A 13,406-nucleotide genomic window follows, 5' to 3' on the forward strand; every position below is an offset into this window, starting at 1 on the left:
CCCGTCCCGGCCCCGGGACCCGGACGCGCGGGGCGCGGATAGGATCGGGGCATCATGACTGCAACCCTCGTCGCCAAGAAGCTCACCGCCGCGCACGGTGAGCGCACGCTCTTCGCCGATCTCGACCTCGTCGTCGCGCCCGGCGACGTCATCGGCCTCGTCGGCGTCAACGGCGCCGGGAAGTCCACCCTGCTGCGGATGCTCGCCGGGCTGGACGCACCCGAGACAGGTGAGCTGCGGCTCTCCCCGCCCGCCGCCGCCGTCGGGCACCTTCCCCAGGAGCCGGAGCGGCGCCCCGGCGAGTCCATCCGCGAGTTCCTGGCCCGGCGTACCGGAGTGGCCGCTGCGCAGACGGAGCTGGACGCGGCGACGCAGGGTCTGGTGGACGGCACCCCGGGCGCGGACGACGCGTACGCGGACTCCCTCGACCGGTGGCTGAACCTCGGCGGCGCCGACCTCGACGAGCGGGCCCTGCAGGTCGCCGACGACCTCGGGCTGTCGGTCGGTCTCGACCTGCCGATGACCGCACTGTCCGGCGGCCAGGCCGCCCGCGCCGGACTGGCCTCACTGCTGCTGTCCCGCTACGACGTGTTCCTGCTCGACGAGCCCACCAACGACCTCGACCTCGACGGTCTGGAGCGTCTGGAGCAGTTCGTGAAGGGGCTGCGCGCCGGCACGGTCGTGATCAGCCACGACCGCGAGTTCCTCACGCGCACCGTCACCAAGGTCCTCGAACTCGACCTGGCCCAGCAGCAGATCAACCTCTACGGCGGCGGCTACGACGCCTACCTGGAGGAGCGCGAGCGGGCCCGCAACCACGCCCGCGAGGAGTACGACGAGTACTCCGACAAGCGCTCCGCGCTGGAGGACCGGGCCGCGATGCAGCGCGGCTGGAGCGACAAGGGCGTCAAGAACTCCAAGCGCAAGGCCACCGACAACGACAAGTCCGCCAGGAAGGCCGCCGCCGACGCGAGTGAGAAGCAGGCCTCCAAGGCCCGCCAGACGCAGCGCGCGATCGAGCGGCTCGAAGTGGTCGACGAGCCGCGCAAGGAGTGGGAACTGCGCATGGAGATCGCGGCGGCCCCGCGCTCCGGCTCCGTGGTGGCCACCCTGCGCGAAGCGGTCGTCCAGCGCGGGGACTTCGCCTTCGGACCGGCGAGCCTGCAGATCGACTGGGCGGACCGGGTCGCCATCACCGGCGCCAACGGGGCCGGCAAGTCAACCCTGTTGGCCGTGCTCCTGGGCCGCCTCGCCCCGGACTCCGGCTCCGCCACCCTCGGCTCGGGCGTGCGGGTCGGCGAAGTGGACCAGGCCCGCGGCCTGTTCCTCGGCGACGAACCCCTGATCGACGCCTTCTGCGCGGCCGTTCCGGACACCGAACCGGCCGAAGTCCGCACCCTGCTGGCCAAGTTCGGCCTGAAAGCGGCGCACGTGACCCGCCCGGCGGCCACCCTCTCCCCCGGCGAGCGCACCCGGGCGGCCCTGGCCCTGCTCCAGGGGCGCGGGGTGAACCTGCTGGTGCTGGACGAGCCGACGAACCACCTCGACCTGCCGGCCATCGAGCAGTTGGAGTCCGCGCTGGAGTCCTACGAGGGCACCCTGCTGCTGGTCACCCACGACCGCCGGATGCTCGACGCGGTCCAGGTGACCCGTCGCCTGCACGTCGCGGACGGCAAGGTCACCGAGGTCTAGACCGGCCCCCGCCCAAGATGCCGACCCGGTCGGGCGCGACTAGCCTTTGTGGGTGAGAGCCGCAACCGCGGAGCACACCCCCACGGCCGGACGTCGTACGTCGGGTGGGCGGACCGGTGCTTCCGCATCTTCGGCGGCCCTGTATCCGATCCCGGGCTGCGCCTACGCGTACGCGGCCCGCGGTTCCGTCCTTCATGCCTCGGAGAGGTTCGAGGAGGGCGGAAGGAAAGGGAAAATTCTCATGTTTGCACTGAGAGCGAAGCGCCTCTTCGTTGTCTCCGCCGCAGGTCTCCTGATGGCCGGCGGGGCCGCGCTCGGCACGGCGGGCACCGCCTCGGCGGCGACCCCGGCCCAGCACGTGAGCTACGTCGCCGGTGGCTGGGACCACGACGACGACGACAACGGCTGGCACCACGGCGGCTGGTGGGACGACGATGACGACTACGGCTACGGAGGCTACAACCACGGCGACTGCTGACCGCTGACCCGTCCTGCGACCCAGGCGTGCGCGGCCCTGCCACAGGGCCGCGCACCGGGCTGCCGCGACGCCCGCGTCAGCTCCCGTCCGGCCGGTCCGCCGGGGCCCGCCGGGTGCGGGCCATCTTCCGGGCCACGAACCCGCGCGGGAGGTGGCGGGCGGCCAGCGCGTACGCCTGGTAGCGCCGGCCCGTGATGCTCACCGGGCGGCGCCGGGCCAGGTCCTTCAGCGCTCGGGCCACCACGTCGCCCGGCTCCAGCCACACCGCGTCGCGCAGGGCGCTGACGTCCATCCCGGCGCGCTCCTGGAACTCGGTGCGGGTGAATCCCGGTACCACCGCGAGCACGCGGACCCCGTACGGCTCCATGTCCACGCGCAGGGATTCACTGAAGGCCGTGATCCAGGCCTTCGCGGCGCCGTAGGTCCCGGTGGGCAGCAGTCCGGCCACCGAGGAGACGTTGAGGACCGCGCCGCGGCGGCGCTCGCGCAGGCCCGGGAGCACCGCGTGGGTGAGCCGCAGCGGCACCTTGACCAGCAGGTCGAGCATCCGCTCCTCGTCCTCGACCGGGTTGTACGGGAAGGGAGCGGGGAGTCCGAAGCCCGCGTTGTTGACCAGCATGTCGACGGGCCGGGCCCGGTCGGCGAGCCGCTCGGCGACGGCTCCGAGCCCGCCCTCCTCGAGCAGGTCTGCGGGCAACACCTCGCAGACGGTGCCGAATTCCCGGGCGAGGCCGGCGGCGACGGCTTCGAGGCGGTCTTTGTCGCGGGCGACGAGGACGAGGTCGCAGCCCTTGGCGGCGAAGCCGCGGGCGAAGGCCGCGCCCAGTCCGGCGCTGGCCCCGGTGATCAGTACGGTGGTCAAGAGAGGTTCACTTCCTGGCTGTCGGGCGTATCGCGTGTCTCACGCGGTGAAACCGGCCGTGGCCGGTGAGGCGTAGGCCTGGGCCACGTCCACGAGGAAGCGGGTCTCGCCTTCCAGGTCGCCTCCCTCGGCCGAGGTCTGGAGGGCCGCGGGCAGCTCCAAGGCGTCGCCGTCGGAACGCTGTTGCGGGATCCCGGCAAGCTTGGCCTGCCGTGCCTCCTTCAGTACGCAGGCCAGCGCGGCCGCGCCGGCCCGCTGTTCGGGCACTCCGCTGCCGGCCACGTGGCTGCGCGCGAGCTCCGGCACGCCTGGAGCCACGTACTCCCCCAGGATCAGGATGGCGTCGCGGGTCTCGATCACCTTGCGGTACACGAGCAGGTTGCGCGGGACCGGCGGCCACAGCAGTTCCAGCAGCCGGCCGCCGCGCGGCTGGTTGAGGGCCACGTGCGGGACGGCGTGGACCAGGTCGCGCCAGAGCGGCCACAGCCGCCAGGCGGTGGCGGTGTCGGCGGCCGTGCGGCGGAAGGTGAACAGCGTGGGGACGAGGATCGCGGCGGCGCGGAGCAGGCCGTGGGCGTTCATCAGGAGCGGGTTCGCGGGCATCGCCCAGGTGAAGCCGAAGAGCGCCTTGAGCAGGTAGACGAACCAGAACACCCCGGCGAGCGCGGTGCCCAGGCCGAACAGCATCAGGCCGACGGCGAGGCCCCGGCTCTCGGCGCGCCGGCTGTAGCGCCAGCAGACCAGCACGCAGACGGTGTTGGCGATCAGGTGGGCGGAGATCAGCACCAGCCAGTACACGAGGGAGGGCACCGGGTCGCCGACGGGCGGGATGGTGTGCGTGCCGTGGTCGGGCGCGGCCACGTCGAGGCCCACGAGGACGGCCAGCCAGAGGACCGTGCCGGCGCCGGAGGCGATCTGGAGCCGGCGGCCACGGGTGGCGGCGGCCACGAAGTAGAGCACGGCGCCGGCCGAGAGGACGCCGATGAGGTTGCGCACCAGCCCGATGGTGTGGGCGTAGCCGGGGTCGCGGCCCATGGCGTAGGCGACGACGTCGGGGAGGTTCAGGGTCATCGCCGCCGCGGCGGTGGCAACGGCGAGCCACAGGCCCCGCTGGTGGGGGGCGCGCAGGGCGCCGGGTGCGCGGAGCAGGACGGCGATCCAGAGGCATACGACGCTGGGGACGGCGAGCGCGTCGCCGAAGGCGATCAGATCAGAAGCCACGGTGGACCGGCCCCCGCCCGCGCCGCTCGTAGCCCATCGCGGACTCCAGCCGGGCGAGCGTGTCCCGCCCCGCGGCGCCGGGGCCGAGGTGCGGGCCGCGGGATCCCGTGCGGATGCGGATCATGCTGGCGAGCATCTCCGCCTCCCGCTCCTGGCGGGTGGTGTAGTTGGTGCGTCCGAGCACGGTGGGGACGGCTCCGTCCGGCCCGCCGGCCCCCGGGGGGTCCTCGGTGGGGGCATCCAGCGAGTGGTGCCCGAAGAGGATGTGGCCGAGCTCGTGCAGCACGATGTGCTCCCGGTGCAGCGGGGTGGTCTGCGCCTCGTAGAAGACGTAGTCCACGTCGGCGGTACCGACCCACAGTCCGCACACTCCGGACTCGGCCGCCTCCTTGGGCAGCGGGTGGAGCCGGATGGGGCGGCCCCGCTGCTCGGCTATCCGCTCGCACAGTCCGTCGAGCGAGAAGGGGTCCGTCAGGTCAAGACGGCCGAGAATCGCCTCGCACCGTTTGCGCAGACTGGGCTGAGGGTGGCGCATGTGTTCCCTCTTCGGACCCTTTCTCGGGCAACGGTGGTAGGCGTGCGTGGGCTGGGGCATGGCGTCCTTGGTCTTCAAGGCGACCTCGGGAATGCGGTCCCGAAGGAAAAACGGAGGCCCGCTCGCCGGAAGACGAACGGGCGTTCCGTCATGCCTACAGATCATCCGGATGAGTTGGCAAGGTATGTCCCCATGTCAGGTACCTATTCAGCCAATCCGGCACGCACTGTCACGAACGGCTAGCGCCCCCGGCCACCCCGCTCGTCGGGGCCGCTGAGCCCCGCGCGGCGCAGGGCGTCGGCCATCGCGCTGTTGGCGGGGGCCGGAGCGCCCCCGCCCTGTCGCTGGCCGCCGCCTCCTTGACCACCCTGACCGCCCTGGCGGCGGCCCTTGCCGCCGTCGCGGGAGCCGCCCTGACCGCCCTGGCCGCGCTCGCCGCCGCCTTGGCCGCTCTGACCACCCTGGCCGCCCGGGCCGCGCTGCTGCGGGGGCCGGCCGCCGCCGCGCCGCTCGCCCCGCTCCTCGCGCTGCCTCGGCGCGCCGCCGTCGGCGCCGCCGCGCTCCGCCTCGTCCTCCAGCCGCAGCGTCAGGGAGATCCGCTTGCGCGGGATGTCCACGTCCATGACCTTGACCCGGACGATGTCGCCCGGCTTCACCACGTCCCGCGGGTCCTTGACGAAGGTCTTGGACAGCGCCGAGACGTGCGCGAGCCCGTCCTGGTGGACGCCGATGTCGATGAAGGCGCCGAAGGCGGCCACATTGGTGACCACGCCCTCCAGGATCATCCCGGGGGCCAGGTCGCCGATCTTCTCGACTCCCTCCTTGAAGGTCGCCGTCTTGAAGGCGGGCCTCGGGTCCCGGCCCGGCTTCTCCAGCTCGCGCAGGATGTCCGTGACCGTGGGCAGGCCGAAGGCCTCGGTGACGAACTGCTCCGGCCGCAGCGAGCGCAGCACACCGGTGTTGCCGATCAGGGCCGCCACCTCGCTGCCCGCCGTCTTGCCCATGGTGCGGACCACCGGGTAGGCCTCGGGGTGCACGCTGGAGGAGTCCAGCGGGTCGTCCCCGCCGCGGATCCGCAGGAAGCCCGCGCACTGCTCGTACGCCTTCGGGCCGAGGCGGGCCACGTCCTTGAGCCCCTTGCGGTTGCGGAAGGGGCCGTTGGCATCGCGGTGCGCCACGATGTTCTCGGCGAGTCCGCCGCTGATGCCCGACACCCGCGAAAGCAGCGGCGCGGAGGCGGTGTTGACGTCGACGCCGACGCCGTTCACACAGTCCTCGACCACGGCGTCCAGCGAACGCGAGAGCTTCACCTCGGACAGGTCGTGCTGGTACTGGCCGACGCCGATCGACTTCGGGTCGATCTTCACCAGTTCGGCGAGCGGGTCCTGCAGACGCCGGGCGATGGAGACGGCGCCGCGCAACGACACGTCCATGTCGGGGAGTTCGGCCGAGGCGAAGGCGGACGCCGAGTACACGGAGGCGCCGGCCTCCGAGACCATGACCTTGGTGAGCTTCAGCTCGGGATTGCGGGTGATGAGGTCCGCAGCGAGCTTGTCGGTCTCCCGGGAGGCGGTGCCGTTGCCGATGGCGACGAGCTCGACCGCGTGCTCCTTGGCGAGGCGGGCCAGCTTGGCCAGCGCGTCGTCCCACTTGTTGGCGGGCACGTGCGGGTAGATCACCTCGGTGGCGACCACCTTGCCGGTCGCGTCCACCACGGCCACCTTCACGCCGGTGCGGAAGCCCGGGTCCAGCCCGAGCGTGGCGCGGGTGCCCGCGGGCGCGGCGAGCAGCAGGTCGCGCAGGTTGGACGCGAAGACCCGTACCGCCTCGTCCTCGGCGGCCGCGCGGAGGCGGGAGCGCAGGTCGATGCCGAGGTGCACCTGGATCTTGGTGCGCCAGGCCCAGCGGACGGTGTCGGCGAGCCACTTGTCGCCGGGACGGCCGCGATCGTTGACGCCGAAGCGGCGGGCGACCATGCCCTCGTACGTGGACGGTCCGGGAGTCTCGCTCGGTTCTTCCGGCTCCAGCGTGAGGTCGAGCACGTCCTCCTTCTCCCCGCGGAGCATGGCGAGCACGCGGTGCGAGGGGAGGGCCGTGAACGGCTCGGTGAAGTCGAAGTAGTCGGCGAACTTGGCGCCCGCCTCCTCCTTGCCCTCGCGGACCTTCGCGGCGAGCCGGCCGCGGCCCCACATGCGCTCGCGCAGTTCGCCGATCAGGTCGGCGTCCTCGCCGAACTTCTCGGTGAGGATCGCGCGGGCGCCCTCCAGGGCGGCGGCCGGGTCGGCCACGCCCTTGTCGGCGTCCACGAACGCGGCGGCGGCCACGGCCGGTTCCGCCGACGGGTCGGCCAGCAGCCCCTCGGCGAGCGGGGCGAGGCCGGCTTCACGGGCGATCTGGGCCTTGGTGCGGCGCTTGGTCTTGAAGGGGAGGTAGATGTCCTCCAGCCGGGCCTTGGTGTCGGCCGCGTTGATCCGGGCCTCCAGCTCGGCGTCGAGCTTGCCCTGCTCCCGTACGGAGTCGAGGATCGAGGCGCGCCGGTCCTCCAGCTCGCGCAGGTAGCGCAGCCGTTCCTCCAGGGTGCGCAGCTGGGTGTCGTCGAGCATCTCGGTCGCTTCCTTGCGGTAGCGCGCGATGAACGGCACGGTCGAGCCGCCGTCGAGCAGCTCGACGGCGGACTTGACCTGCCGCTCCCGTACGCCGAGCTCCTCGGCGATCCTGCCTTCGATGGACATCGTCACTGTGCGGTCCCGCCTGCCTTCGTACGTGTACGTGATGCTGGTGCGCGCTGCGTGATGCTGCCGCGTGCTGCGTCGGAAGGCTGCCAATTGTGGCAGGTGGCGGCCCCGGACGTCGGGAGCCCTGTCCGTAGGGGGTCTCAGGCCTTGCCCATGAGGTCCCCGGGGAAGGCTCCGGCGACGAAGGCCCGCACGGTGAACCCGCCGCCGATCTCCGCGAGCCGGGCGACTCCGGCCGCGCCGAGGTGCTCGTACGGAGCCTCGTCCAGGCGGTCGGTCTCCGTCTCCAGCGCTTCGCGCAGCGCCGCGCCCGCGGGGGTGAGCTCGCCTCCGGAATCGAGCAGGCCGCGCTCGCGCAGGCGGTCCGCGGCCGCGTCCAGGTCGGACTGCTCCCAGCCGCGGATGCGCTTGAGGTACTTCGGTGTCATGCCGTGGCCGCTCGCCGTGTGGCTGACCAGGGCCTCGACCGGGTCCAGGCCGACGGTGAGCAGGGCGACCAGGTGCCCGTCGCCGCGGTGCTCGCGCAGCAGGGTGGTGGCGTGCCACAGCTTGAGGTGCGGCTCCTCGGGTACGGGGAGGTCCGCGTGGGCCGAGTAGAGCGTACGGGCGTGCCGGGTGCAGGCCTCGCTCGCGCGCATCGCCAGGGCGGCCGCCTCGGCCATCTCGGGGGACGCGAGGGTCTCGTCGCCGAGGAGCCGGCGCAGGGTGCTGTCCGCGGCCCGCAGCCGGGCGGCGAGGACCTGCGCGGGGGTGGCGGTGTCCCAGACGGCGGGGAGGTGCCGGGCCACGAGGTCGTGGCGGTAGTTGTAGAAGGTGGCCGTCACCGTGCCCGCCCCGACCGCACCCATGGCGGCGGAGCGGGAGGCGAGGTTGACGGCGTTGTGGTCGGTGATCCCGAGGGCCGCGAACTCCTTGCCGAGGTCGGGCGAGAAGTAGACGGTCGAGTGCAGCGGATTGATCGCCCCGTGCCAGCAGCTACGGGCGGCGCGCGCCGGAAGAGTCATGGCGCGCAGGTTACCGACTGCTTGGTATGGAGAGAAGGGCGAGGTGTCGCGCGACTACCTCAGCTCGGCTCCGGTGGCGACGACCACCCCGTAGAGCTCGGTGACCGTGGCGAGGGCCGCCTGGTGGATCTGGCGCGCCGTGAGGGCTCCCGCCGGGCTCTCCAGCGCCCGGGTCGCCGAGGCGTCGGCGACGACCGTCGGGGCGTAGCCGTGCAGGAAGGCGCCCTGGGTGGTGAACAGGGTGCACATGTTGGTCATGAACCCGGCGATGATCAGGTTCTTGCGCCCGGTGGCCCCGATGATCTCGTGGAGATCGGTCCCGTGGAAGCCGTTCGGGACGGACTTGGTGACGACGGCCTCGCCGGCCCGGGGGGCGACGGAAGCGTGCAGGGTGCCCGGTTCGGTGTCGACGCCGTAGCCGCCGTCGCGGACGTGGACGACGGGGGCGCCGGCCTCGCGGGCCCGGGCGAGGAGCAGCGAGGCGGAGGCCAGCGCCGGTTCCCAGCCGTCGAGCTCCATGACGCCGCCGGTGTAGGTGTTCTGGTAGTCGACGAGGACCAGGACCGCGTCCTCGAAGGTCGCGGGGGTCTCGTCGAAGCCGTTGAGCTGACGCAGGGTGGTCGTGGTCATAGGGGTGCCGTTCTCACGAGGGTGGGGTGGGGTCGCGGCCCGCTCGGGGCCGCATCGGCAACGCTAGGAGGCCTCGAACGCGCGGGCAATGACGGCCGGGCCGCAGATCCGGACATCGGTCCGCGCGGGCCCCGGGCCGCGGGCGGTGTGCGGGGTCTCGCCGGCGCCCCGGCCGGGCGTGTTCCGCACGGGCGTTTTTCAGACGCGTGGCGATCATGTGACAGGAGGGGCCATGGACATGACGTGGGGTCCCGAGCGTGAATACGGTCGAACGGAAGCCACTCCCCTACCCCTTTGGAGTTCAAGGTGCACCGCAAAGTCATCGCTCCGAGCGTGCTCGCCGCCTCCCTTCTGCTGGTGATCCCGGCGTCGGCGGCGAGTTCCGTTCCGGGCGCACCGGGTATCGGCGATCCCTACTACCCGGCCAGCGGCAACGGCGGGTACGAGGTGTCGCACTACGACCTGCGCCTCCAGTACCAGCCGAAGACCGACCTGCTGGAGGGCACCGCCGCCCTGCTGACCACCGCCAAGCAGGACCTGTCCCGCTTCAACCTGGACTTCGGCCTGGACGTCAGCGAGATCCGGGTCAACGGGGTCAAGGCGAAGTTCGCCAAGTCCGGCGTCTCGGAGCTGGAGGTCACCCCGGCCGCCCCGCTCGCCCGCGGCAAGCAGTCGAGCGTGGTCGTCAAGTACGCGGGCAAGCCCTCGGAGTTCAAGGTCGACGGCTGGTCCGCCTGGCAGCGCACCCCGGACGGCGGCGTCGCCGCGCAGGAGCCCGACGCGGCGGCCTGGTGGTTCCCGAGCAACGACCACCCGCTCGACAAGGCCACCTTCGACGTGTCGGTGAACGTGCCCGACGGCACGCAGGCCATCAGCAACGGCGTGCTGCAGTCGCAGAGTTCACGGCTGGGCTGGACCCGGTACAACTGGCGCTCGAACAAGCCGCAGGCCACGTACCTCGCCACCCTGGCCGTCGGAAAGTTCGACATCACCACCGACAAGACGGCGAGCGGGCTGCCGATCCTGAACGCCTACAGCCAGGACCTCGGCGACAACGCGGGCGCGGCGCGTGCGAGCGTGGAGCGGACCGGTGAGGTCGCGGAGTGGCTGGAGGGGGTCTTCGGGCCGTACCCCTTCAACGCGCTCGGCGGGTACGTGCCGAACGTGCCCAGCGGGTTCGCCCTGGAGACGCAGACCCGGCCGTTCTACAGCCCCCGGCAGTTCGCGAACGGCGCGAACGTGTCCGTGGTCGTGCACGAGCTGGCCCACCAGTGGTACGGGGACAGCGTGTCGGTCGACGGTTGGAAGGACATCTGGGTCAACGAGGGCTTCGCCCGCTACAGCCAGTGGCTGTGGTCGGAGAAGGAGGGCGAGGGCACCGCTCAGGAGCTCGCCGACTGGGCGTACGGACAGCGGCCGGCCGAGGACCCGTTCTGGCAGGTCAAGCCGGGCGACCCGGGTCCGGAGAACCAGTTCCACGGGGCCGTCTACGACCGCGGTGCGATCGCGATCCAGGCGCTGCGCAACCACGTCGGCGACGAGAAGTTCTTCCGGATCCTGAAGGGCTGGCCGACCGAGCGGGCCTACGGCAACGCCAAGGTCGGCGACTTCGTCCGCTACGCCGAGAAGATCTCGAACCAGCCGCTCGCGCAGCTCTTCGAGACCTGGCTCTACACCCCGGGCAAGCCGGACGCCTCGGCCCTGAACCCGGCGAAGGCCTCCACGGCTCCGGGCGCCCGCACCCTGCGCGCCCCGGCGACCCGCAAGGCGACGGAGCCGAAGTCGTGGAAGAAGATCGCCGCGACGAACACCGTGCACGACGCGCACTGACTCAACCCCGTACGAAGCTGCGCGCCGTCGCCCCTCAGCGGGCGGCGGCGCGTTCGCGCGCGCGGGCGGCGCGGGCGATCGGCAGGTAGCGCAGGCGCTCCGGCAGCAGGGGTACGAGGAGGCGCAGGGCCGTACTGAACCGGCGCAGGCGGCGTTCCTGGGCCGGGGTCCACTCCAGGCCGATGGCGGCGCGCGCCTCGGGCGGCATGTAGCCGGCGGTGACGAAGGCCCGGAAGTGCAGGAAGGCGGCCCGCAGGACGGGCCAGGTCAGCCGCAGCAGGAGCCGGACCGGCAGCGGGCCGCCGGCGGGGCGGGGCAGGGGCGCGTCGGTGGCGAGGAGTTCGCGGGCGACCTTGGTGGGCTCGATCTCCTCGGCCAGCATCCGGTGGTAGTACGGCCAGTACTCCTCGATGCTCCGCGGCATGTCCCGGTCGTGCAGACCGAGGATGCGGCCGACCTGGAGCCACTCCCGGTAGAGCTGACGCTCCTGGGCCGGGGTGAAGGGGCGCAGCAGGTAGCGCCCGGCGTACAGGTAGACCGGGAAGCCGGTGGCGTGCACCCAGGCGTAGCAGGCCGGGTCGAGGGAGTGGTAGGGGCGCCCCCGGGTGTCGGTTCCCTGGATCTCCTTGTGCAGGCGGCGCACCCGGCGCCCCTCGGCCGCGGCGTCGGCCCCGCCGTACACCCACAGCTGGACCGAGCGCAGGGAGCGCTCGCCGCGGCCCCAGGGGTCGGTGCGGAAGACGGAGTGCTCGTCGACGCCGGCGCCGATGGCGGGGTGGGCGACCTGCAGGGTGAAGGCGGCGGGCAGCATGAGCAGCGCGCGAACGTCTCCGGCGATGGTCCAGAGCACTCCCCCGGGCGGCGGGGGCTCGGGATCGCGGTCGCTTCGCTTCGTGCCCATCCGCGTTCCCCCAGGGTGTCGGCCTGCCGTTCTCCCAGTATGCAGGGGGTCCGGCGGCTTCCGCCGACCCCTGTGGACGGTGCATCCTGCCGCCATGAACCTGTCCCCCTGGGCCCTGCTGCGGGACCTGGCTCCCTGGATGCTGATCGGCACGGCCGTCACGCTCGCCCTGGTCCTCGCGGTGCTCGTCGCGCTGTTCGGGGTGCCGTACTTCCTCCTGCGGTTCCGCCGCCACCGGGAGGACGCCACCGAGGTCTCCGGCGCCCCCGAAGCCTCCGCTCCGGGCGGTATCGGGGACTTCACCTGGAGTTCCGCGCGGGACGAAGACCGGCGGGCCGGCTGAGGTCCGGCCGCGGAAACACCGAAGAAGTAGGACTGCGTCCAGAAACCCGTGTCACAGGTGTTACCGCGAAGTAACCCTGGCTGCTTGGATGGCGGAGCCGATCTTCCCCCACAGGAACGAGGGAACCTCCATGCCCCAGATCCAGCCCCGCAGGACCCGCGCCGCCGCCGCGGCCGTCGCCGCGATCGCCGTCGGATCGCTCGTGGCGACCGCGGCTCCGGCCGCCACCGCCGCCGAGAGCGCCGCCGCGCCGCGGCTCAGCGTCCTGTCGTACAACGCGTTCCTGATGAGCAAGAGCCTGTACCCCAACTGGGGCCAGGACCACCGGGCGGCCGAGATCCCCAAGGCCTCCTGGTACCAGGGCCACGACGTGGTCGTCCTCCAGGAGGCCTTCGACAACGGGGCCTCCGACGCGCTGAAGGCCAACTCGGCCGCGCAGTACCCGTACCAGACCCCGATCGTGGGCCGCGGCAAGAGCGGCTGGGACGCCACGGGCGGCGCCTACTCCTCCACCACCCCGGAGGACGGCGGCGTCACGATCCTCAGCAAGTGGCCGATCGTGCGCAAGGAGCAGGTGGTCTACAAGGACGCCTGCGGCGCCGACTGGTGGTCCAACAAGGGCTTCGCCTACGTCGTGCTGAACGTGAACGGCACCAAGGTCCACGTGGTCGGCACCCACGCCCAGTCCACCGACCCCGGCTGCGGCGCGGGCGAGGCGGCGCAGATGCGCGCCCTCCAGTTCCGGAACATCGACGCGTTCCTGGACGCCAAGAACATCCCGGCGAGCGAGCAGGTCATCGTGGCGGGCGACATGAACGTCGACTCGCGCACCCCGGAGCTGGCCACCATGCTGGCCAACGCCGACCTGGCGGCCTCCGACACCCGCACGGGGCACACGTACTCCTTCGACACCGCGCTGAACTCGATAGCGAAGTACCGCTACCCGACCGATCCGCGCGAGGACCTGGACTACGTGCTCTACCGCAAGGGCAACGCCCGCCCGGCGGGCTGGGAGAACAACGTGGTCCTGGAGCAGTCGGCGCCCTGGACGGTCTCCAGCTGGGGCACCTCCTACACGTACACCAACCTCAGCGACCACTACCCGCTGATCGGCCGCTGATCCGAACCGGCCGGGTGCCCGCCGCCACCGCGGGGCATCCGGCCGGTCCGGTTCC

General features: G+C 72.3%; 12 protein-coding genes. 5 read left to right on the forward strand and 7 right to left on the reverse strand.

Annotated elements, in window-relative coordinates:
- Positions 1 to 54 precede the first annotated feature (54 nt).
- Positions 55 to 1,692, forward strand: a complete 1,638-nt coding sequence (locus OG730_RS06340) for an ABC-F family ATP-binding cassette domain-containing protein (RefSeq protein WP_327303262.1) — start codon at positions 55 to 57, stop codon at positions 1,690 to 1,692.
- Between the two features lie 241 nt (positions 1,693 to 1,933).
- Positions 1,934 to 2,170: a hypothetical protein gene (locus OG730_RS06345; protein ID WP_327303263.1), complete on the forward strand. Its 237-nt coding sequence runs from the start codon at positions 1,934 to 1,936 to the stop codon at positions 2,168 to 2,170.
- Between the two features lie 76 nt (positions 2,171 to 2,246).
- On the opposite strand, the gene OG730_RS06350 is transcribed toward OG730_RS06345, so the two are convergent.
- From OG730_RS06350 to OG730_RS06375, 6 genes are all read right to left on the reverse strand, one after another.
- Entirely contained in the window at positions 2,247 to 3,032 is a 786-nt protein-coding gene (locus OG730_RS06350; RefSeq protein ID WP_327303264.1) for an SDR family NAD(P)-dependent oxidoreductase, read from the reverse strand.
- Between the two features lie 39 nt (positions 3,033 to 3,071).
- Positions 3,072 to 4,253, reverse strand: coding sequence for an MAB_1171c family putative transporter (locus tag OG730_RS06355; protein ID WP_327303265.1), 1,182 nt, complete (start codon positions 4,251 to 4,253; stop codon positions 3,072 to 3,074).
- Positions 4,243 to 4,788, reverse strand: coding sequence for a hypothetical protein (locus OG730_RS06360; protein ID WP_327303266.1), 546 nt, complete (start codon positions 4,786 to 4,788; stop codon positions 4,243 to 4,245). Before OG730_RS06360 ends, OG730_RS06355 begins: the two co-directional genes overlap by 11 nt.
- A gap of 239 nt (positions 4,789 to 5,027) precedes the next feature.
- A complete protein-coding gene (locus tag OG730_RS06365; protein ID WP_327303267.1) occupies positions 5,028 to 7,526 on the reverse strand; it encodes a Tex family protein in 2,499 nt (832 codons plus the stop codon).
- A gap of 137 nt (positions 7,527 to 7,663) precedes the next feature.
- Positions 7,664 to 8,527, reverse strand: coding sequence for an SCO6745 family protein (locus OG730_RS06370; protein ID WP_327303268.1), 864 nt, complete (start codon positions 8,525 to 8,527; stop codon positions 7,664 to 7,666).
- Positions 8,528 to 8,581: 54 nt separating this feature from the next.
- Positions 8,582 to 9,157, reverse strand: coding sequence for an isochorismatase family protein (locus OG730_RS06375; protein ID WP_327303269.1), 576 nt, complete (start codon positions 9,155 to 9,157; stop codon positions 8,582 to 8,584).
- Between the two features lie 306 nt (positions 9,158 to 9,463).
- Between OG730_RS06375 and OG730_RS06380 the strand changes: the two genes are divergently transcribed.
- Positions 9,464 to 10,987 (forward strand): M1 family metallopeptidase, encoded by a 1,524-nt coding sequence (locus OG730_RS06380; RefSeq protein ID WP_327303270.1) that lies wholly within the window; start codon positions 9,464 to 9,466, stop codon positions 10,985 to 10,987.
- 34 nt (positions 10,988 to 11,021) lie between these two features.
- Here OG730_RS06380 and OG730_RS06385 read toward each other — a convergent pair whose 3' ends face one another.
- Positions 11,022 to 11,888 (reverse strand): oxygenase MpaB family protein, encoded by an 867-nt coding sequence (locus tag OG730_RS06385; protein ID WP_327303271.1) that lies wholly within the window; start codon positions 11,886 to 11,888, stop codon positions 11,022 to 11,024.
- Between the two features lie 94 nt (positions 11,889 to 11,982).
- Here OG730_RS06385 and OG730_RS06390 point away from each other — a divergent pair, with 94 nt between their 5' ends.
- Together OG730_RS06390 and sph are read left to right on the forward strand one after the other, a co-directional pair.
- Positions 11,983 to 12,231, forward strand: a complete 249-nt coding sequence (locus OG730_RS06390; RefSeq protein WP_327303272.1) for a hypothetical protein — start codon at positions 11,983 to 11,985, stop codon at positions 12,229 to 12,231.
- Between the two features lie 130 nt (positions 12,232 to 12,361).
- The gene (sph, locus tag OG730_RS06395; protein ID WP_327303273.1) at positions 12,362 to 13,351 is read left to right on the forward strand and encodes a sphingomyelin phosphodiesterase; all 990 of its coding nucleotides are present in this window, start codon (positions 12,362 to 12,364) and stop codon (positions 13,349 to 13,351) included.
- Positions 13,352 to 13,406 lie beyond the last annotated feature (55 nt).

The sequence above is a fragment of the Streptomyces sp. NBC_01298 genome (assembly GCF_035978755.1).
GTDB lineage: Bacteria > Actinomycetota > Actinomycetes > Streptomycetales > Streptomycetaceae > Streptomyces.